Origin of the sequence: Microcoleus sp. D2_18a_B4 (genome assembly GCF_036702475.1) — a bacterium.
Taxonomy (GTDB): domain Bacteria; phylum Cyanobacteriota; class Cyanobacteriia; order Cyanobacteriales; family Microcoleaceae; genus Microcoleus.
In genome coordinates, this window is sequence record NZ_JAUBTL010000017.1 from 18,110 (window position 1) to 38,845 (window position 20,736).

At 46.5% G+C, this 20,736-nt stretch carries 22 protein-coding genes; 10 read left to right on the forward strand and 12 right to left on the reverse strand.

Annotation, left to right across the window (positions count from 1 at the left end; genetic code table 11):
- The first annotated feature begins 541 nt into the window (after positions 1–541).
- From QUB04_RS12465 to QUB04_RS12475, 3 genes are all read left to right on the forward strand, one after another.
- Positions 542–1,984 (forward strand): 1-acyl-sn-glycerol-3-phosphate acyltransferase, encoded by a 1,443-nt coding sequence (locus QUB04_RS12465; protein ID WP_333284589.1) that lies wholly within the window; start codon positions 542–544, stop codon positions 1,982–1,984.
- Positions 1,985–2,416: 432 nt separating this feature from the next.
- Positions 2,417–3,304, forward strand: a complete 888-nt coding sequence (locus QUB04_RS12470) for a histidine kinase dimerization/phospho-acceptor domain-containing protein (RefSeq protein WP_333284592.1) — start codon at positions 2,417–2,419, stop codon at positions 3,302–3,304.
- A gap of 238 nt (positions 3,305–3,542) precedes the next feature.
- Positions 3,543–5,003, forward strand: a complete 1,461-nt coding sequence (locus QUB04_RS12475) for an IctB family putative bicarbonate transporter (protein ID WP_333284711.1) — start codon at positions 3,543–3,545, stop codon at positions 5,001–5,003.
- A gap of 438 nt (positions 5,004–5,441) precedes the next feature.
- Here QUB04_RS12475 and QUB04_RS12480 read toward each other — a convergent pair whose 3' ends face one another.
- From QUB04_RS12480 to smpB, 3 genes are all read right to left on the reverse strand, one after another.
- Entirely contained in the window at positions 5,442–5,672 is a 231-nt protein-coding gene (locus QUB04_RS12480; RefSeq protein ID WP_333163359.1) for an Osc7112_2153 family protein, read from the reverse strand.
- A complete protein-coding gene (locus tag QUB04_RS12485) occupies positions 5,669–6,385 on the reverse strand; it encodes a tetratricopeptide repeat protein (protein WP_333284594.1) in 717 nt (238 codons plus the stop codon). Before QUB04_RS12485 ends, QUB04_RS12480 begins: the two co-directional genes overlap by 4 nt.
- 822 nt (positions 6,386–7,207) lie before the next feature.
- Positions 7,208–7,675, reverse strand: a complete 468-nt coding sequence (smpB, locus tag QUB04_RS12490; protein WP_006631384.1) for an SsrA-binding protein SmpB — start codon at positions 7,673–7,675, stop codon at positions 7,208–7,210.
- Between the two features lie 124 nt (positions 7,676–7,799).
- Here smpB and xrtO point away from each other — a divergent pair, with 124 nt between their 5' ends.
- Positions 7,800–9,365, forward strand: coding sequence for an exosortase O (xrtO, locus tag QUB04_RS12495; RefSeq protein ID WP_333284596.1), 1,566 nt, complete (start codon positions 7,800–7,802; stop codon positions 9,363–9,365).
- Entirely contained in the window at positions 9,343–12,243 is a 2,901-nt protein-coding gene (locus tag QUB04_RS12500; protein ID WP_333284598.1) for a TIGR02921 family PEP-CTERM protein, read from the forward strand. Before xrtO ends, QUB04_RS12500 begins: the two co-directional genes overlap by 23 nt.
- A 188-nt stretch (positions 12,244–12,431) precedes the next feature.
- Here the strand turns inward: QUB04_RS12500 and QUB04_RS12505 are convergent, their stop codons facing one another.
- Both QUB04_RS12505 and QUB04_RS12510 read right to left on the reverse strand, forming a co-directional pair.
- Positions 12,432–12,734, reverse strand: coding sequence for a Rieske (2Fe-2S) protein (locus tag QUB04_RS12505; protein ID WP_333284600.1), 303 nt, complete (start codon positions 12,732–12,734; stop codon positions 12,432–12,434).
- A gap of 173 nt (positions 12,735–12,907) precedes the next feature.
- The gene (locus tag QUB04_RS12510; protein WP_333284602.1) at positions 12,908–13,159 is read right to left on the reverse strand and encodes a peptide ABC transporter substrate-binding protein; all 252 of its coding nucleotides are present in this window, start codon (positions 13,157–13,159) and stop codon (positions 12,908–12,910) included.
- A gap of 122 nt (positions 13,160–13,281) precedes the next feature.
- On the opposite strand from QUB04_RS12510, the gene QUB04_RS12515 reads away from it, so the two are divergent.
- The 3 genes from QUB04_RS12515 to QUB04_RS12525 all read left to right on the forward strand — a co-directional run bounded on the left by QUB04_RS12515 (position 13,282) and on the right by QUB04_RS12525 (position 14,170).
- Positions 13,282–13,524, forward strand: coding sequence for a helix-turn-helix transcriptional regulator (locus QUB04_RS12515; protein ID WP_333284604.1), 243 nt, complete (start codon positions 13,282–13,284; stop codon positions 13,522–13,524).
- Positions 13,525–13,634: 110 nt separating this feature from the next.
- Positions 13,635–13,877 (forward strand): helix-turn-helix transcriptional regulator, encoded by a 243-nt coding sequence (locus QUB04_RS12520; protein WP_333284606.1) that lies wholly within the window; start codon positions 13,635–13,637, stop codon positions 13,875–13,877.
- Between the two features lie 50 nt (positions 13,878–13,927).
- Positions 13,928–14,170 (forward strand): helix-turn-helix domain-containing protein, encoded by a 243-nt coding sequence (locus QUB04_RS12525; RefSeq protein ID WP_015175929.1) that lies wholly within the window; start codon positions 13,928–13,930, stop codon positions 14,168–14,170.
- 173 nt (positions 14,171–14,343) lie between these two features.
- On the opposite strand, the gene QUB04_RS12530 is transcribed toward QUB04_RS12525, so the two are convergent.
- From QUB04_RS12530 to QUB04_RS12555, 6 genes are all read right to left on the reverse strand, one after another.
- A complete protein-coding gene (locus tag QUB04_RS12530; protein ID WP_333284608.1) occupies positions 14,344–14,580 on the reverse strand; it encodes a helix-turn-helix transcriptional regulator in 237 nt (78 codons plus the stop codon).
- A gap of 103 nt (positions 14,581–14,683) precedes the next feature.
- Complete coding sequence (locus QUB04_RS12535) at positions 14,684–15,064, reverse strand: XisI protein (RefSeq protein WP_333150128.1); 381 nt, start codon at positions 15,062–15,064, stop codon at positions 14,684–14,686.
- Complete coding sequence (locus QUB04_RS12540) at positions 15,055–15,471, reverse strand: XisH family protein (protein ID WP_333144650.1); 417 nt, start codon at positions 15,469–15,471, stop codon at positions 15,055–15,057. Before QUB04_RS12540 ends, QUB04_RS12535 begins: the two co-directional genes overlap by 10 nt.
- A gap of 203 nt (positions 15,472–15,674) precedes the next feature.
- Positions 15,675–16,343: an HAS-barrel domain-containing protein gene (locus tag QUB04_RS12545; protein WP_333144649.1), complete on the reverse strand. Its 669-nt coding sequence runs from the start codon at positions 16,341–16,343 to the stop codon at positions 15,675–15,677.
- A 170-nt stretch (positions 16,344–16,513) separates the two neighbouring features.
- Complete coding sequence (locus QUB04_RS12550) at positions 16,514–16,705, reverse strand: NAD(P)H dehydrogenase subunit NdhS (RefSeq protein ID WP_333107595.1); 192 nt, start codon at positions 16,703–16,705, stop codon at positions 16,514–16,516.
- Positions 16,706–17,081: 376 nt separating this feature from the next.
- Positions 17,082–18,152, reverse strand: coding sequence for an Mrp/NBP35 family ATP-binding protein (locus QUB04_RS12555; protein WP_006631390.1), 1,071 nt, complete (start codon positions 18,150–18,152; stop codon positions 17,082–17,084).
- 190 nt (positions 18,153–18,342) lie between these two features.
- Between QUB04_RS12555 and hemF the strand changes: the two genes are divergently transcribed.
- Both hemF and QUB04_RS12565 read left to right on the forward strand, forming a co-directional pair.
- Positions 18,343–19,386: an oxygen-dependent coproporphyrinogen oxidase gene (gene hemF / locus QUB04_RS12560; RefSeq protein ID WP_333284610.1), complete on the forward strand. Its 1,044-nt coding sequence runs from the start codon at positions 18,343–18,345 to the stop codon at positions 19,384–19,386.
- 57 nt (positions 19,387–19,443) lie between these two features.
- The gene (locus QUB04_RS12565) at positions 19,444–19,806 is read left to right on the forward strand and encodes an STAS domain-containing protein (RefSeq protein WP_006631392.1); all 363 of its coding nucleotides are present in this window, start codon (positions 19,444–19,446) and stop codon (positions 19,804–19,806) included.
- Positions 19,807–20,089: 283 nt separating this feature from the next.
- On the opposite strand, the gene QUB04_RS12570 is transcribed toward QUB04_RS12565, so the two are convergent.
- Positions 20,090–20,710, reverse strand: a complete 621-nt coding sequence (locus QUB04_RS12570) for a chromophore lyase CpcT/CpeT (protein ID WP_333284713.1) — start codon at positions 20,708–20,710, stop codon at positions 20,090–20,092.
- Positions 20,711–20,736: the final 26 nt, after the last annotated feature.

Below are 20,736 nucleotides of genomic sequence, written 5' to 3' on the forward strand. Positions count from 1 at the left end.
GGCTGAAACTGAGGATAAATCTCGTTTTTAGTCGAGTTTCTGACCGAAAGCATCCAGGATACAAGCCCCCGAATTTATCCGTCCAGAAATAAAAAATGTGTATCCGATGAAACTTGCCCCCCGAATTTATCCGTGGGGTCAATGCTTCAATCCTTTAATCTAAAATCTAAAATCTAAAATCTAAAATCGATTGACCCCCTACTCCCCCTTTGTCAAGGGCAGGGGGGTAAAAAAGATGATGGGTTCATAATATAGTCCTGTAAAATAATCCTAATTCTTGTGTGGGCGGGTTCACCCCCAAGTTGTAATATAAGCCAGAAATCCCGTAAACCCGCCCCGACCAAAATATTGTGGTCGATCGACTCGACATGATATCCGATCCGTGACGGGCAATACTTTTGACCTTAAGTTGACACGCCTTGCTATCTCCTCTCTTCCTCTGTGTCCTCTGTGTCCTCTGCGGTTAATAAAAAAAACATTAGCATTGTAAAAATTGGCAGTTTTTACCGCAGCCTAGTAATCTAAAATTTAAAATCGCAAAATGCCCAATTCAATTAGCCAAGTTCAGCCGCCGCTGGAATTCATACCCCCAGCCTACAACCCGCTAGTGATGCAAGGTTGTAAGCAAATATTCCCCTGGTGGCTGCGATTTCGGACGAATATCAGCCACATTCAAGCCGAAAACGTCGAAACCCTCGCCGAACTATTCCACCAATTTCAAAATCAGAAAGTTCGCTTCTTGCTAGCCTTCCGCCACCCCAACTCAGACGATCCCTACTGTTTGGCACAACTAATTTGGAAACTCGTTCCCCAGGCGGCGCGGGCCAAAGGCATTCCCCTGCAATTCCCGGTACATTCCCACTTTATCTACGATCGCGGCATTCCCCTGTGGGCCGGTGCTGGAGTCGGCTGGCTGTATTCCCAACTCGGTGGCACTCCGATCGTTCGCGGTAAAATCGATCGCGTCGGATTGCGATCGGCCCGCGATTTATTTGTCAACAGCCAATTCCCGATCGCCGCCGCCCCAGAAGGCGCCACCAACGGTCACAATGAAATAGTTAGCCCCCTCGAACCGGGAATTGCTCAAATGGGCTTCTGGTGCCTTGAAGATTTGCTAAAAGTCGGACGCACTGAAAAAGTTTTAATTGTGCCGATCGGCATTCAATACCGCTATGTCAATCCACCTTGGCAACCCCTAGAAAAACTTTTAACTCAATTAGAAATTGATTGCGGACTGCCGCCCTTAGAACGCACCGGCCTCGCTAATTTAGAGACCACAAATCCAGCTCCCGAAAACCAAAATCACCAATTCCAATATCTGCGCCTGATTCGACTGGGCAGCCATTTACTGTCAGTAATGGAAGAGTTTTACAGCCGTTTTTATCATAAAGAAATACACCCAGAAACATCTATTTTAACCTCATTATCGCTCCCCAACAAAACGGGAAATGATTCTGGCAATGAAGTAATGATGGCTCGACTGAAAGCACTGTTAGACGTGGGTTTGCAAGTAGGAGAAGAATATTTCAACTTAAAGCCCAAAGGCAGTTTAATAGACCGCTGCCGCCGTCTTGAACAAGCAGGCTGGGAGTATATTTATCGAGAAGATATCAAAGATATTGCAGCACTTTCTCCCTTAGAAAGAGGATTAGCCGATCGCCTCGCTGAAGAAGCAAGTCTTCGGATGTGGCACATGAGACTTGTAGAAAGTTTCGTATCCGTCACGGGCAGGTACGTCGAAGAAAAGCTGACAGCAGAACGTTTGGCAGAAACAACTTTACTGCTGTGGGACGTACTGGCTCGCATCAAAGGGGGAAATCCTTTCGGCCGCCCCAAGTTGGGCAAACAGCAGGTACAAATGACCGTGGGCGAACCCATATCAGTGAGCGATCGTTGGGATCGATATCAAACCAGCCGCAGGTTAGCAGTTGCCGAACTCACTCAAGACTTGCAATCAGCTTTAGAAGCAATGATTAAATCGTGAACAAACCTGACTGTCAACTGAGTACAGTTAGACCGCAGGCTTCTTTTTCCTTTTTTTCAAAGGCTTTTTATAGTGAGGTAGTTCCACCCCCACTTGCTAATATATTATCAGAGTATTTCCAGATTATCAAGGGATATACAGAAATAATTGTCGCTTTGGGTACCTACACCCGACGAGCCTTTCATCCCAAGGAGTAATTCCCAACGGGGTACTTCGCGCAGCGCTCAGATTAATCCCCTTTAAATATACCGAGGGACTTCCCGGCTGGTAGTTAATTACTCAGATAAACAAGAGCTTCTAGGGAAGAAGGAATATATATTTTTCTTCACTACTTTTTTTTGTCGTGAATTATAAACAGATTGTTATAGACTTTGGGAATAGGTCTAATGAACCGCAAACCCTCGATCGACAATGAACCAATAAAAATTAGCGATGACTAACAAACCTATCGATTTGTCTACGAACTCAATTAAGGTAAAACTGCTGAATAATTTAGCGCAGGAATTGCTCACACCGCTCACTTCTGTCCTCGGCATGGCAAGCGTGTTGAAACAAGAAATTTATGGCCCCTTAACGAGCAAGCAAAAAGAATATATTGACGTGATCCAAGACAGCAGCCGCTCTTTGCGATCGCTAGTTGAAGAAATTTTGGAACTGGCAGAACTAGATGATTCCGCTTTCACCTTGAAGCGAACCGCAGTCGATATAGAAACTTTGTGCCAGCAGGTTGTGACCACCCTCTCCTCGGCGGCAAGTAGACGAGAGCAAGAAATTAATTTGTCGGTGGGGCCCGGATCGCGCATCTGGTTGGTAGATAAAGATAAGGTTCAGCAAATGCTGCACCACTTAATTTTTAGCATTATTCAATCTGCTGGGGCAGGCAGCGTGATTCGAGTCCACGTTTCTCGGAAAGAAGACGGTATCAACCTCGGAGTTTGGGTTTTTCATCCTTGGTTGGGAGAAAGTTTGCCCCATGCTAAACTCTACACCGACTACTTGTTGAAGGTGCGATCGGGTAGCGGTTCGCCCTCGAACTCCGAAACCGACTCCCCCGGAGTCGAAGCGCAACTCCCGACACAGGGTTCGCAGCGATTAACGCTGGCGTTTTCTGAGTTGGCGGCTTTAGTGGCACAGAATGCAGAGGATACCGCACCGGTGTTAGCTGGTTACGGAGCGCGGGAACGCTTGGGGCTGCTGCTTTGCTGCCAATTGGTGGAAATTCAAGGCGGTCAACTTTCAATTCAAGGTACCCCGGAATCTGGATATCGCTACGTGCTCTGGCTGCCCTGCACAAATGCTACGGAATTGTTGGAAGGATGAAGTTAGTTGGCAGTTGGCAGTTGGCAGTTGGCAGTTGGCAGTTGGCAGTTGGCAGTTGGCAGTTGACAGTTGGCAGTTGGCAGTTGGCAGTTGGCAGTTGGCAGTTGGCAGTTGGCAGTTGTTAGAAATAACAATTACCTTTTTCCCAATGCCCAATGCCCGATGCCCAATGCCCGATGCCCAATGCCCGATGCCCGATGCCCAATGCCCGATTACTAAGTACAAATCTAAAATAGCAATGAATTCAGTTTGGCAACAATTAACTCTGGCAAATTTGCCGCTCTCTCAGTGGCAAAGTAGAAGTTATTTATTCAATTTGGCGATCGGCTCTTTACGCAGTTGGCGGCAGAGTAGCTGGCTGATGCAGTGGGCAGAACCCTTGGGTTTTGTTTTGCTGGCCTTGACTTTCGGTTTGGCGCCGTTTGTAAACAATGCCTTGGTGGGGGTGTTGATGGCGGCTAGCGCTGCATTTTGGGTGCTGCTGACTGTTTCGGACGATCGCGAGATCCCCTTCACGCCGATTCACTTGCTGGTACTGCTGTACTGGGGCATTGCCACCGTCGCAACCGCGATGTCGCCGGTGAAAGTCGCCGCTGCTACTGGTTGGAGCAAGCTAACGCTGTATTTGCTGTTTTTTGCGCTGATGGCTCGGATATTGCGAGATCCCCGTTGGCGATCGTGGTTAATTGCCGTATTTTTGAACGTCTCTTTAATTGTCAGTTTCTACGGCGTGCGGCAGTGGATTGACAAAGTGCCGCCCTTAGCTACTTGGAACGATCCGACTTCTACTCAAGCCAATGTCACGCGAGTTTACAGCTTTCTGGGAAATCCTAACTTGCTTGGTTCCTATTTACTGCCGGCCATTGCATTGAGCGCCGCCGCACTTTTTGTGTGGAAAGGATGGGGAACAAGAGTTTTAGCGCTGACAATGCTGGTGGTGAATTGCGCGTGTTTGCGCTACACGGACAGCCGCGGTGCTTGGATCGGTTTTGTGGCTCTACTGGTGGTATTTTTAGTGCTGCTGTGGTACTGGTACAGCCCTTTGATGCCTCGGTTCTGGCGAACTTGGGCGCTGCCGTTAGGATTAGGAGGTTTGGCAGGAGCCTTAATTTTGGGAGTGGCTTTAGTCGAGCCTCTGCGCGATCGAGTTTCGAGTATGTTTATCGGCCGAGGTGACAGCAGCAACAATTTTCGGATTAATGTTTGGACGGCGGTGATTGACATGATTCGCGATCGACCAATTCTCGGAATTGGGCCGGGAAACACTGCTTTTAATAAAGTTTATCCACTTTATATGAAGCCGAGATTCACTGCTTTAAGCGCTTATTCCGTGCTGCTGGAAATTGCGGTGGAAACCGGTTTTATCGGTTTAATGTCTTTCCTTTGGCTGATGACTGTCACCGTCAATCAAGGTTTGTTGCAGATAAAAAATCTGCGGGATGCACAATTTAACATCTCTAATTTAGAGGAAGAATCCCGAAATCCCAAATCTCAAATCCAAAATCTAAAATCGAATCAGGGGTTTTGGTTGATTGGGGCGATCGCAACTTTAGCCGGCATGATGGCCCACGGTTTTGTCGATACAGTTTGGTACAGGCCGGAAGTTAATATGCTTTGGTGGTTGATGGTGGCGATTATTGCTAGTTTTTACAGCAACTCGCACCAACAGCAAGATTCAGCTTTGACCGAGGGCGAGTAGATAGAATTGCGGGCGGGGATGTTCTCCCCGCCCGGTGGCAGGGCGGTTTCATTCTCAGGGAAATCATCGTTTTGTAGGGGTAGTGCCAAGAATGCCTACCCTCCACGAATGATGAAATCGATGTTTCAAATGTTGGGGTTCTTCACGAGGGTTTGCCCCTAGTAGCTCGAATGAAACAGCCCTGCGCCCGGTGTGGATTCCAGAAATAATCGATACAGCAATGATTAAGAGTTATATCAGTGCAAAAAAAGAATGCAGCTTTATGCAAGCTGCAAACCATTATTGCCATAAGTTATTTCCAATTATTCAATTCTTAATCTCAAATCTCAAATGCTATAAGGTGCGGACGGCGCACCCGGCATAATACTACTACATACTACATACCTGTTGCTGTAAAGTGGTGATGGTACACTCTACCAAATTTATTGAAAATAACTCTTATTCTTCGCTCTCCGAAGGCATGATGAATCTCGGACACGCATATATTCCACCATTTCTATCTTTGCACCGCCGTCGCACCGACTGATTCGAGTTGAACAGCATTTTGACTGATTCATTAACGGCAGGGTTAACAGTCGCAGGAGTTGGGAGTGCTTTTGAGGCTTGACTTAGCTCCAGTACCGTTATAATTGCCAGTATGGTTGATGAAAACAAAACTGTGCGTTTCATTTATTTGTTTTTTCCTCGTTTAATCGTTGACGTGCCATCCCTATCCATATATCCTCATCGAGTTCTTGAGAATCCGCATACTTTAGACAAATTTTCCACTGCGGTAGCGCTGCCTTAGTATTTTTCATTTTTTCTAGGACTTGCGCTTTTAAGCAGTAAGTTGCTGGCCCTTCACTATCAAGTTTAATCGCTGCATCCAGATGCTGCAATGCCTCTGAATATCGACCCTGTTCCAGGCGAGCCCATCCCAAGTTTTTGAGTAAAGAATATTTTACTCGATCGTCCTCAGCTAATTTCAAACCTTGCCACAGGAAGTGAACGGCAGCCGGATAGTTTTTTTGATCGACTATATATAACCTAGCCAGGTTGCTGTAAGCAGCAGGCAGACCGAGTTTTGCAGCTTGCAGATATTTTCCTCGGGCGCATTGTAAATCTTGCACCTCTTCGCAAAGCCATCCTAAATTGTAAAGAGCTGTTCGGCTTTTTGGATCTACAGCGAGCGCTAACTCATATGCTTTTTGAGTATCCGCCAATCTATTGGCTTTGTAGTTTTCAAATGCCATATTATTAAAAAAAGATGCCAGTTCCGGCCGCCCAATTTTCCAGCCGCCCAAGCCTACTGCTAGGATCAGCAAGAAGGCTCCCCACTTCGAGTTGTGATGGTTTTTTGCTGGCTCTTTCATGGCATTGAAAATGTTAGCTAATGGTGTCATTTTTAGCATTTTTTAACTTGAGAGTTGAGCGATATTTTTTTTGCCAGATTTAATTGCCACCCTAATGGCCTCATAATCTTACGAAATGACTCAGGTTTGAGCCCATTTCTCATAAGAGTTTGTCAGTCCACAGCCGAATGCTTGGGTAATGCTCCCACTACCCAGAGGTATTCGAGCATAGGTTAATCTTTCATGAGGCTCCACACGCCATCCGGATATTTTCAGAAAAAAGAAGCGGGAAGCAGGAAGAAGGTAGAACTGTTCCCATTGCTTAAGTAATAATACTTAGTCAGCGGTCAGTCGATCGACAGTATGCGACCGTATTAGGAGATAAAATATAGCCTTCTCAGTAACATGAGGTGTTCTTGGGCATAGGGCATAGCGCATTGGGCATTGGGCATTGGCATAGGACTCGCCCCCATACCTCACCACGCTTGAGAAGCGCTATAACTCTAATTATGTTTGTAGTGACCACGAAAGCCCTCAAAATTCTCAACGGGGGATATCAAACAATTTTATGATGAGTAATTAACCGAACTAGATTTAAAATAATCAATCACTAATCAGCAATTACCAATCATTAATCACTAATGACTCCTGAGTAATAAACATCTCCATAAATTAACTTTCAACCTTCGAGTAGCAAAGATTTTAGTTGATTTTTCGGAGATGTCTAATGACTAATGACTAATGACTGATGGCAGGGGAATTGTTGACTGTTGACAGGGGAATTGTTGACTAATGACTAATGACTACTGACTAATGACTACTGACTACTGACTACTGACTAATGACTAATGACTAATGACTACTGACTAATGACTAAAATTGCTTCATCGCTCTTTCCATATCCCGTTTGTCTTCGCGTTTCTTCAAATCTTCACGCTTGTCGTACAGTTTCTTCCCTTTACCCAAACCGATATCCAGTTTGACCCAGCCGCCTTTCAAATACATTTTTAACGGCACTAAAGTCAACCCTTTTTCTTCCACTTTGCCAATTAATTTGCGAATTTCCTGTTTGTGCATCAGCAATTTACGTGTGCGGCGGGGTTCGTGATTAAAATAGTTGCTAGCACTTCTCCAAGGCGAAATGTGAACGTTGATCAGCCACAGTTCGCCGTTCCGAACTAATCCATATCCGTCCCGCAAATTTGCTTTTCCTTCCCGAATAGATTTGACTTCGGTTCCCTTCAACTCGATTCCCACTTGGTATGTCTCTATAATTTCATAGAGATGGCGCGCTTGTCGGTTATCGCTAACAATTTTGTATCCTGGGCTTTTTTCGCTCATTTTTACCTCCGCTAAAATTAATTATAACGCTAGCTTCTCTGTAGAGAAAATCGAAGCTTGACAAAACTTAAATAATCGGTCTAGACATTACCAATTTGGCTGAGCTAAGATGTCACCAACGTGAATGTCAAGCGGTATCATGCAGCGCACCAATATCACTGATTCTGCAATTCCAGATTCTGTTACTCCTCATCCTGCGGTTAATTTGGTTTGGCTGGCTCCTTTTTTGCTGGCGCTTGCTTGGTTTTGGACCAATATCTCGGCTGTTAAGTGGCTGTTATCCTCGTTTGTTGAGATACCCACACTGTACAAGATAGTAATTGGCTTTCTGATTGTAGCATTAGGAGTGCGATCGATTGGGAACTCGGATCGCCCGCCCGGATTTTCGCCCCATTTCGTTTTGAGGCGAGATCCGCTGCTATTGATGTTGGGTGCGGGTATTTGCTCGATCGCCCTTCAGTACATAATTGATATCAAACAAGTTACTGTCCTGCTATTTATCCTCGGAACTTACGGGCTGTGCGGCTTATTGGTGGAGCAGAACTTTTGGCAAAAAAACTTGCCAGTTGCGGGCTTGCTGGCTTGTATTTTACCATTCAACAGTCAGTTTAATAGCGGATTAGGTTTGCCGGCGCGAGTGCTTACTGCTCAGGTAGTAGAACAGTTGCTCTCAATGCTGCACGTGGTGGCTATTTCTTCTTACGATATTATCGTTTTGGAAAACGGCATCGCTCACGTTGACGTGCCTTGTAGCGGCATTAAAACCCTCTTAGTCGGAACGCTATTTTTGCTAGCTGCTACCTGGCTGGAAGGGCGTAAATTGAGCTTAAGATGGCTAGCAGTCGGCGCTGCTAATCTCTTAATGTTGGTGTGTGCTAACGCTGCGCGGGTTGCCGTGTTAGTCCTGGTTTCAGAAGTTTTTAAACAGCCCAACCTAGCACAAATTATGCACGTTCCTCTGGGAATAGTCGGTTTAGTCTGTGCTTGTTTTGTGACGTGGTTAATGCTGCAACGAGTACCGAAATTTCAGCCAGAAAAAACCAGCGGTATTTCTGCCAAACCCAACTCAGAAATTCTGCAAAATCACCCTTTAGCCAAACCCGGAATAATTGCAGCAGTCACTGTTTTGGCAGTAATGGCTCAACTGTCTCATGTAGAAACGCCAAAAATGGCGATCGCACCTTTAAGATTGCCTGAATACATTAAATCAGAGTCGATTCCCCTGAATCCTAGCGAAGAAAAATTCTTTGGCAACTATCCAGACACGCAAACACAAAAAATCAGATTTGTCGCCGGCAACTTGCGCGGTTCCATGCTCACAGTAGCGAGCACATCCTGGCAAACTTATCACGCCCCCGAGTTGTGTTTTGTAGCGAGCGGAATTCCCGTCAATCGCATAGAAAAAAAACAACTAACTCCTTCAGTAACAGCGCGCTGGCTGTCTCTCAAAAACAACCAATTATCAGCAGCATACTGGCTGCAATCTGCACAGCTAACTACAGATAACTTCTTGTCCCGTATCGGCAGCGACCTCACCCACAAAAATCACAATTGGGTGCTAGTTTCCATTTTATTTGACAGTTCGCTACAAGCCGAAAATCAGGAAGTAAAGGAGTTTGCGAGTAATGTATACACTACCGTTAAACAAAGCTTACAAGGAGAAATAAATGAAAATCAAACAGCTCTTTGATGGAATTTTTAAAACAATTTTTTGGCTGTGGAATTTGACATTTTTATCGATTGTTTACTTGGGAATTTTGCCGATTATAGGAGTGCCCTTAATTATGGCGACAATCGATGGCACTATCCCGCTAGAGTTTTCTTTGACGATGGCAGCTACGATCGCAGTACCCACTGTATGTACTGTAATAGGAGCTAGGCGTTTTAGCAAGCAACCCCTAGAGCTAATGCGTTGGTTTTACGGCGTAGAAGCACCGCTATTTTTGCTGTGTTTGCTGCGCTTGTTCCTGCTGCGAGAACTTACCCCAGCTAGTTATCAAATCATCGCTACTATTGCTTTGTGCATTGCAGCATTTTCAGTGGAAATGCTGTACGGATATCTGGGTAAAAGAGAAAATGTTCAAAATATTTTCGATTCCCAGAATTCCCCTAATAAACAGCCTATTTTTTTCAGGTTAATCGGAGAAAAGCGAAGTGCGTGGCTGCAATTAGGATGTCACAGTTTAATGGTAGTAGTTGGCATTTGGGCGGCAACATTGCTGATTTATTACGCTGTACCTGTGGCATTGTATACACTTTATGGATTCTTCACTGTAGTCATTGAATTTTTCAAGTTTACATGGGTATCAGCATTTTGGGATATGTTTAGATACGGGGCCTGGGCATGGGCTTTAATTTGGCTACCCCTATCGTTTATATTGTTTGGTTTAACCTGTAGCTTGTTCGTTGTCATGCCTTCGCTGTACGGCTTTCTCTACATTCATTCCGGGCGGAAAATATGGCAGAGTTTTGCTGCACAATACGGGAAAAACAAAGCGCTAATCGGAAGTTTGGGAGTCATAGCAGCTTGGCTGGCTATTTTCTCGGCTTTGCAGCAGCAGCCACAAGTTGCAGCACTGAAAATGCTGGCGACTCCCCCGGCAAATGACACGGTTCGCCAAACTTTATTAGCCAAGTCTGATATGATTCGCTCCGGCTTAGTCAATGCTTATTTGTCTCCTTACCGCTACCTCAGCAGTGTGGGAGAAAACAACCACATTTATGAGATATACAAAAACACTTTGAATTTGCCTGACCAAGCGGCTCAAACTGTGCAGAACAGCTATAATTTTTTAATGTCGCCGTTTTTGTATCAAGGCTCTAGTGCTGATGTAGAAAAAGCAGAAAAACTCTACGGCGAATTCTTCGATACGGAACTGCAAAAAGGCGACACCGAAGCAGTAAAACACGCGGTACAGTCAACATCAAACCAGGAAGAAGCTAAAGCTGGTTTGCTGAATGTCAGTGAGGAAAAAGTGTGGTTGCAGTCGCAAGAAGTGACAGTCAAAGAAAACGGCGACTGGGCTGACGTTCAACTCTACGAAGTTTACAAAAATCAAACGCCGAACTTGCAAGAAGTATTCTACTACTTTTCGCTGCCGGAAAGCGCCGCAGTTACAGGAGTTTGGCTGGGAGATACTGGCGATTTAAACAAACGTTTTGTATTTACGGTATCGCCTAGAGGTGCCGCCCAGCAAGTCTACAACCAACAGGTGAGAGAAAGAGTCGATCCGGCTTTGCTAGAACAAATTGGCCCCAAACAATACCGTTTGCGGGCTTTTCCAATCCCGGCTAAACGAGAATTTACGCTAACTGACGGGCCAACCGAAATGCACCTGTGGCTTACTTACAAAGTCATGCGCCAGCCGCAGGGTTGGGCTATGCCTGTTTTGGCTGAGAAACGCAACATTTTTTGGAACCAAAATACTCGCCGCACGATCGCCGGGAAAGAGGTAAAATACAGCGGTAAAGAAGCACGAGAAACTTGGCTGCCACCCTTTTTGCCCGCAGTCGCACAGCAACCTCTAACAGCGCAGCAGGCGGTTCTACCGGGAGGAAATATCATTTCTGCTAAGCCGCTGGCTGATGCAAATTACTCGTTACCGCAAGGCAAAAAATTTGCAGTTATTCTGGATACTTCCCGCAGCATGGCGGCGGAAAATAAGGATGTAAAAGAGACTTTTGAATGGTTGAAAGCTAATGCAGCAGGCAAAAACGCTGTTGATTTGTATGTCGCCAGCGCTGCGGGAATGCCGCCTAAGTTTGTGGAAGATGTACGCAATTTCGATGCGGCAAAGGTGACATTTTATGGTACAATCCAGCTCAAAGATATGCTGCAACAGTTTGCACAGTTGCGGGGCGATAAAAGTTACGATACTGTATTTTTGGTGAGCGATCGCCACAGTTACGAATTGTCGGACGATCGCAAACTTAAACTTTCCATCTCTTCACCCCTATGGACAGTGCATTTGGGAGGTTTGCCCCCCGGCTACGACGACGCTACTTTAAAGGCAATTCAAGATAGCGGCGGCGGAGTTGCTACGGATATGAAAGAGGCTATGCAGCGAGTAGCAACGACAGCAGCTTCGGGCGAATCTACAGTTAATGTTGTTGACGGCTATGCTTGGAGTTATGCCCAAACGCCGCCGTCGAAAAAAACCGCAAAATCGGCGGCAGTCGCAGAGTCAAAAAATGCCGGAAATGAAGGGTTTAAACCGATAGCGGCGCGGCAGTTGATAACTGCACTTAGCAAGCAGAAAAGTTCAAATCAATTAACGCAACTGGATGCGATGCACGCAGTAGCTAAAAATTTCCAAGTGGTGACGCCTTATTCTTCGATGATTGTGTTAGTTAATGACGCGCAAAGGGAGCAGCTAAAAGCAGCGGAAGCTAAGAGCGATCGATTTGACAGAGAGGTAGAATCCGGTAAGGAGGAGTTGAGTAAGCCGAATAATCCTCTGAATGTTTCGGGGGTTCCTGAGCCCGAAGAATGGCTGCTGTTGACTGTAGGTGCGATCGGGCTTTTGGCGGTTTTCCTCCGTCAGCGGCGCGCGAAAATGGTAGGTTGAAAGATGGTTCGGCGGTTGAAACTGCTCCTTGTCAAACAAAGTCTGCCTCCGCAGACTAAGAGAGTGAGGGGGTATTTAAGCCGGACTTGATATCAAATATTAATCTACAGTCGTCTTGAGACGACTTGAGCTATGAGACAGGGGTTTCAACCCCTGTCGGACTGTCGGACTTAGCTAATAACCCATAACTAATCTATTTCTACAAAAACGCGATCGCCCTCAATCTTTACCGGATAAGATTCCAGGGAATCGCCTAGTGCATTCAAACATTTACCCGTATCTAACTTGTACTGATATTTGTGAAATGGACAGGTAATGATACCGTTATTTACCTTACCCATGTCGATCGGATATTCTAAATGAGTGCAAGCATTACGGTAACAAGTGACATTCATGCCTTGACGATTCAAAATCACTGAATTTTCGTCAACTTTTACCTTCAACACACCCCCTTCGGGAACTTGATTTAGCGCTGTTACCTCTACCCACATAAAATATTTCTCGCTTTAAATAAATTATTGCCAATTAATGCGCGATCGTCCAAAAGGCATAGTGAACAACGAGCGATCGCTGTCTAATTCTAACCCCAACACCTCTTAAAGTCTGAATAGACTGTACAAGCTGTTGGCGGTAATTCACGCCCGCAAAGAATGTTATATCACCCCTACAGCCGCAGGTAACGCATGAGAATGCTCATAACTTCACCGGGCTTTTGAGCAGGTTGGAGCGGGCTCCACTCGTTGACAGAGGCAAAACCCAAACAGTAAAGGATGTGAATAATTCTCCTCACCGCTTTGGGAGAACCTATCAGCAGGATTTTGACGGGTTCTCGATCGGGTTGTGGAGGCTCTGTGACGGGTACTGTCGCTGTAGCACTATCGGTTGCTGCGGGATTGGCAAGGAAGTTTTTCGGCATAAGCATTATCCGGCTGTTTACAGGGTGGATTGCTGACAATCGTCAACAACACTATCTTACCGCAGTGTAGACGAATGTCAACAATCTTTACTTAGCTGTGAGCTTCTGAGAACATAGAAGCCATGAGTAAGGCAGGAAAAGCGCTGAAGCAGGTTTTAGAAACCTATGGCATCAGCCAAAATCAATTGGCAGCGATTATGGGCATTGGACGATCGAGCATTAACCGTTGGGTTAACGAGAATAGAGATCCGGCATCTGAAGCGGTTCTAGAGATTCGCAAGGGATTACAGCAAATTAATCCCGATGCAGCAGGGGATTTTATTCGTTTGTATTTAGATGATTGGGAGGAAAAACTCGAAGAGTAATCATATGGGCGATCGCCTCCCATGCCACCTATGCTTGAGATAAACTCAACAAACAGCCGACTATTTAGGCAACATTTACGAAACGATCGCCCTCTGAGACAATCTGAGGCATGGGAAAAGCAGGCAAAGCACTCAAGCAGGTGCTGGAAACTTATAACATCAGTCAAAATCGCTTGGCTGTGACAATGGGCGTAGCACGTTCCAACATTCATCGTTGGGTCAATGAAAGTAGAGATCCCGTAGCAGAGGCAGTGTTGGACATTCGGAAAGCACTATGGCAAATTAACCCCGATGCCGCAGGGGAGTTCATTCGTTTGTATTTAGATGATTTGGAGGAAAAACTCGAAGAGTAATAATGTCCACAATCTTTACTTAGCTGCGAGCTTCTGAGAACATAGAAGCCATGAGTAAGGCAGGAAAGGCGCTGAAGCAGGTTTTAGAAACCTATGGCATCAGCCAAAATCAATTGGCAGCGACTATGGGCATTGGACGATCGAGCATTAACCGTTGGGTTAACGAGAATAGAGATCCGGCATCTGAAGCGGTTCTAGAGATTCGCAAGGGATTACAGCAAATTAATCCCGATGCCGCAGGGGATTTTATTCGTTTGTATTTAGATGATTTGGAGGAAAAACTCGAAGAGTAATAATATGGGCGATCGGGCGATCGCCTCCCGTGCCAGTTATGCTTGAGATAGACTCAACAAATAGCTGACAATATACAATCTTTCTCGCTTTAAATAAATTCTCACAAACTAATTGGCGATCGCCCTTGAATGCAGCAAGGGCGATGGGTGCGACACTCTCCACACCTGAGAACCTAACTGTTTTCCTCGCCATTTCCCAGGTACAACCTGACGAATTCATCAGCCGCCTGCCGATTGAATGTCTGCAACGCTTGCTTAATCGCAAATACCGCCTCAGCAGATGGGTCTCGTTCTTCGCTCACCCAACGGCTAACGTTTGAGCGATCGATTTCCATCTTGGCCGCCAATTGATATTGACTGATATCGTATGCCTCTAATATTTTTTTGAGGGCTTTTCCTGCTCTTCCCATGCTCCCGATTGTGTCAGAGAGTCACCCTCCTGTAAACGTTGCTGATTGTCACCAAGTGCGGTAAACTTTGTAGATTAAGTGCGATCGTTTTTTCCCTCTCAATTTAATTGTATGGCTCGTCAAATACCGGAGTTTGGCTGGGGCGATCGCCTAGCCCGCCGCCAACCAGCGTAAACTTACGCATATAGGGAGACCTGTACCCTAAAACAATATCCGACTTGGGTACTCCGACTTCAATTAACTCATTAGCAATTCCTACTTCAGTTCCATCTCGCTGAATCCAAATCTTGTCCTCTTTAATATCGATGTGAATAACGCAACCATAAACTCGTCTTTCTCCACGCCATCCCACATGAAACATCAAATAGCGATCGCGTTTGATGTCACAAGCAATTTCAGTTTCTATCTCCCCATCGTCCGAACCGCAGCTAGAGTGTTTTTCAATGATTGATTGAATTAGCTCTCTATACTTTTCTATTTCCATATAACGATCGCCTCTCTCGCAGGATTAAACACAATCAAGTTTAATTGCATCCGCGTCACTGACATTCGAGCTAAACGCCGAGTAAAAAACTCTTCATAAATATCTTCTGGAATTGCCAAATAAAGAAGTCTATCCGGTTCTGACTCTTCCAAAACCACTTTATAATTCCAGGCTTGACCTATAGCCTCGTGAAACTGATTTATCAATGACAGACCTAAAAAACACTTGATTTCTACTGCTATCTTCTGTCCGTACTTTTCGGCTCCTAACAAATTATTTTGGGCTCCTAAGTCCACATAAAGCTTATCTTCGTCTACTTTGAGGTACAAAGGATCGTGGGTAATAGTCCACCCTTCTTTTTCCAAAGCTGAACATACAGAGACATGAAAGATATCTTTGGCAGACATAGATTTTGAGAAATCATGTTACTCGCTCCCATTATATCATATCCTACGACTGTGCCAGACAAACGGGCGATTGCATTTTGAATTAAGTGCGATCGTTTCTTCCTTCTCAATTTAATTGTAAGGTCGATAAAATACCAGAGTCTGACTGGTGCGATCACCTCAATATTTGACGATCGGCCTCAAACATACTATTCAGCTTTTCCCTATGGATGAATCTGACTCAAAATCACCCGCAACCGATCGTAATCATCCTTCAACAAAACACTCAAACTCCTCCCCGCTTCCACCAACCAAGATCGATCGCGCATCCGCAACTGATAAATCTCCCGAATCGCCGCCGCCGTCAGCGCATCCACCGGCGCATTAGCCACCCCCAGCAGCGTCCTCAAAAAATCCAACTGCACCGTAAAATCAATCACCTCATCGGGTTCGCAGCGATAAACCGCCTGGTGAATTTGCGGCGGGCGCGGCGGCAAATACTGATAAATTTTACCCCTCGATGGGCCGTGACCGTTCAACCTTTCCGGCGCCGTCTCAAAGCCCACAATCGCCACTCGAAACTCGGTTTTGAGCATCGCAAAAATCTGCGGTTGTTCTTCCCGCAACTCTTCCAGCGACAAACCCAAAGCGCGAGCTCTGTGCACCGAGTCGATCGGGCTAGTCGTAGCGTAATAAACCACGCCGTAAATTTGATTTTTCGACTCTTCATCCTCGGCCTTCACCCAACTCCCAAAAGGCGGCATCACGGGAAAGCTTAAGTCTTCCGGTTCCAAACATTGAGCCAAAAACTCCGAAGTTGCCGTCTCGATTACCTCAGCAATGCGATCGGGATGGCGCTCTTTTGTAGCAAATTGGGGTAAAGGTAAACGCATATTAGTCAGTTAGCAGTTGGTTGTTGGCAGTTGGTTGTTGGTTGTTGACAGTTGGCAGTTGGTTATTGGCAGTTGGTTGTTATTTATTATTATTTGTAAGTAGCTACTAATAAACAATAACTAATAACTAATTACAACTGACAACTGTCAACTGACAACTGACAACTGAACTATTTCGCGCGACCAGCCGTAGCATCCACAAGTTCCAACTGTGACACGCGGAATGTAATCAGCTTGTCCCAATTGCCGCCTTCAAACAGTACCGCGACTTTCCCGTCGGTAACTCGCTGGACTTGTCCTTGAAAGGCGTAGTAAATCTCACCCTTATCTTTAACTCGAACTGCCGAACCTGGAAAAATCATAATTGTTTCAATGTTATGTTTGCTGGTTATAGTTTACCTTTTCTTGGCGATCGAGACTTGATGCTAAAACAGGCAAGATGCCTGTTCCACACACTAAACAGGCAAGATGCCTGTTCCACACACTAAACAGGCAAGATGCCTGTTCCACTAACTAAACAGGCAAGATGCCTGTTCCACACACTCAACAGGCAAGATGCCTGTTCCACTAACTAAACAGGCATCTTGCCTGTTCCACACACTAAACAGGCAAGATGCCTGTTCCACTAACTAAACAGGCAAGATGCCTGTTCCACACACTAAACAGGTTTCTTGTGGGAAGTAGGGGTTGGGCGGGACGCCCGCCCATCAAAAGCTGATTAACAACCCAAGATGTGAGTTAGGCTAAGGCTGCTACGGAAACTTTACCGGCAATGCGGCCAGCGATCGCCCGCAACTCCCTAGCTGAAGCAGAACCCGGTTGCCCCACCACGATCGGCACCCCCGAATCGCCACCTTCCCGCAACGGAATTTCCAGCGGAATGCGGCCTAACAGCGGCACTCCCAACTCAGCAGCAGTCTTTTCCCCGCCACCAGAACCGAAAATATCGTATTGCTTGTCGGGCATATCCGGCGGCACAAAATAGCTCATGTTTTCCACAATTCCCAACACCGACACTCCCAACTGCTGGAACATCTTTAAACCCTTGCGAGAGTCCAACAATGCCACAGTCTGCGGCGTCGTCACGATCACGACACCGGCCATCGGCACCGCTTGCGCCATTGTCAACTGCGCGTCTCCAGTACCCGGAGGCATATCGACAATCAAATAGTCTAAATCGCCCCAATTCACCTGATAGAGGAACTGCCGAATGATCCCGTTCAACATCGGGCCGCGCCAAATCACGGGTTGGTCTTTGTCAATTAAAAACGCCATCGACACTAATTTGACGCCGTAGTTGAAGGCGGGTTCGAGGCTTTCCCCGCTTTTCCCGTCCCTTACCATCACTTTCGCGTCCCCCAGACCCAACATTGTCGGGTCATTGGGCCCATAGATATCCGCATCCAGCAAACCCACCTTGGCGCCGGTTTGCGCCAGCGCTACTGCCACATTTACCGCCACCGTGCTTTTGCCGACTCCACCTTTACCGCTGGAAATTGCGATAATATTTTTAACGCCTTCAATGCCTTGGCGATCGACCACTCCCTTTTGCTGCGGCGTCTCGGCTGTCACCTCCACCGCCACTTTTTCGACTCCTGGCAACTGTTTGACCGCTTTTTGGCAATCTTCGACAATAAATTCTCGCAGCGGGCAAGCAGGCGTTGTCAGCACCAAGGTGAAGCTGACGACACCGCCGTCAATTTTTATGTTACGAATCATGTTCAATTCCACCAAACTCTTTTGCAGTTCGGGGTCTTGCACGGGTCGCAGGATTTCTAAGACTGAACTAACATCGAGTGTATTGGGCATTGTGTTCTCCACCATAGCTCTGCAATTGGGTTTGCGAATTTTCGATCGCAGGTTTAAGTATATTTTTATTGCTATTTTTTAATGTAACTTCATAGCGATCATTTGCAGACCTGCGGTGGCATAATTACATGACGACTGGATTTGGGATTCATCGCCCATCTAAAACTCAAATCTGACAACAGAAAATTTTATGACAGTTTCTACAACACTTAAAACCGCCACTTCCCCGTTTTTGCCGCCCGCTGACTCTAGAGCTAGAGTCAGCCAATTTATGAAAACCCTACAAGACGAGATTTGTCAATCCCTCGAACAGCTCGATGGCGTTGGCAAATTTAAGGAGGACTCTTGGGAACGATCCGAAGGTGGCGGCGGACGTTCTCGCGTCATGCGCGAAGGCGATGTGTTTGAACAAGGGGGAGTCAATTTTTCCCAAGTGTGGGGCGAAAGTTTGCCGGCTTTGATTCTGGCAAAGCACCCAGAAGCAGCAGGTCACGATTTCTATGCAACGGGCACTTCGATGGTGCTGCACCCCCGCAATCCCTACTTGCCTACGGTTCACCTAAATTACCGCTATTTTGAGGCCGGCCCGATTTGGTGGTTTGGTGGCGGTGTGGATTTGACTCCTTATTACCCGTTGGCTGAGGATGCAGCTCATTTCCACAAAACTCTGAAAGCAGCTTGCGATCGCCACCATCCCGGATATTATCCGACATTTAAACTTTGGTGCGACGAATATTTCTACCTCCCCCACCGCCAAGAAACCCGCGGGGTGGGCGGCCTGTTTTTTGACTACCAAAGCGCTCAAGGCGCGCTTTACCGCGACCATCATGTCAAAGGCAAGGCCGCTGAGTGCAGCAACAACATTGGCGTGCCGGAACCTAGGACTTGGGAGTCGCTGTTCGCCTTTGTACAGGACTGCGGCCGGGCATTTTTGCCAGCTTACACCCCAATTGTTGAAAAGCACCGATCGAAAGAATACGGCGAGCGCGAGCGTAATTTCCAACTTTACCGCCGTGGCCGTTACGTTGAATTTAACTTAGTGTACGATCGAGGCACGACCTTTGGCTTGCAAACCAACGGACGCACCGAATCGATTCTCATGTCCCTGCCGCCTTTGGTACGCTGGGAATACTGCTATGAGCCAGAACCCAACTCTCCCGAAGCCGAACTCTACTCCAAGTTCTTAAAACCGCAAGATTGGGCGAATTGGATACCTCAGCAGTCACCGACCTGAGTTAAACTACTGGGACAGTAACCACCGCGATAGATAATAAATTTGAGGGAAGGGTCAGTGATTCATATTGATCAAAAAACCCACACGCTTCAAGACGGTACAACAGTTATCGTCTTAGCACCGACAGGACGGTTGGACATCACTACAGCTTGGCAATTCCGCCTCAAGTTGCAAGAGTGTATTTCCAAACTCAGCCGCCATGTCGTAGTGAATCTTGGTCAGGTTAACTTTATCGATAGTTCTGGCCTGACCTCACTTGTAGCAGGTATGCGGGATGCGGATAAAGTTAAGGGAAGTTTCCGCATTTGCAATGTTCATCCAGAAGCCAAACTGGTGTTTGAAGTCACCATGATGGATTCTGTGTTTGAAATCTTTGAAACGGAAGAAGAAGCTCTAGAGGGGGTGCCGCGCGCAAGTTGAGCGCTCCTGCTGGCATCGGTTGCAGTGTCGCGGGTAATTTAAGCTTGAGACTCAGAAGCGCGCAGAAACCCAGCAGAAGAACAGGAAGCAGGTAAATTTTTGCCGGCTTCCTTCTGCCTTCTTACTTTCTTGAAAGGTTGAGACGTTCACCAAAACACTGAAGCAGAAGAATAGGTCAAGGTAAAGTCTTGCCTTCTCTCCTAGATAACTAAATCTTTCTTTCTTGTTGCTTTTTGGTTCAACGCAATATCTCAGACTTCCTTATTTCTTGTTGCTTTTTGGTTCAACCCAATATCTCAGAAGCAAAATCCTGACGCTTGACAAATCTAAAAGGGCCCATTAATGCTCCCCAGATAGCCTTGCCTGTCGTGGGGCTTATTCCTTTGTCGTAGCTGAGAAACTCCTCGCCTGCGGCTTCAAATCCCAAGTCTACTTGGTAATTTTGCCCCCCGTAGGCAAAGCCGCAGCGAGTGCCCTCCGGCAATGATGCCCGAAAGCGATAGCCGTTTGAGGCTAAATTTTGCACCGCAACCGAGAGGGTGCAGCCGGGGAGGAGTTGGATTTGCTCGTTCGTTAGCTTTCCAAGCAAGTCGGGGTTGCACCCGGCTCCTTTGACGGCTGCGATATCCTTGAACATATAATACTGAGCTTCAATCAGTCCTGGCGCTATCTGTGAGTGCCTCAGTTGCACGATGCGGGGGCGGTATGGCTTGTCTAATTCCAGAATGTTGGCTTGTTCGGCAAACAGGGCAATGCTGGGTTCGGAAAATAAAGCAACTGGCAGGGGTCTTTGCCACATACGAAGGTGGACGTACCACGCCGGCTCTGCTAGCGCTTGTTCCCGGTTGTCAAATTCGCCCGCCATGTACTGGGCTAAAGCTCTTAATTCAGGAGAAATTGTCATGTTTGTTGGATTTTTCACGATTAGGA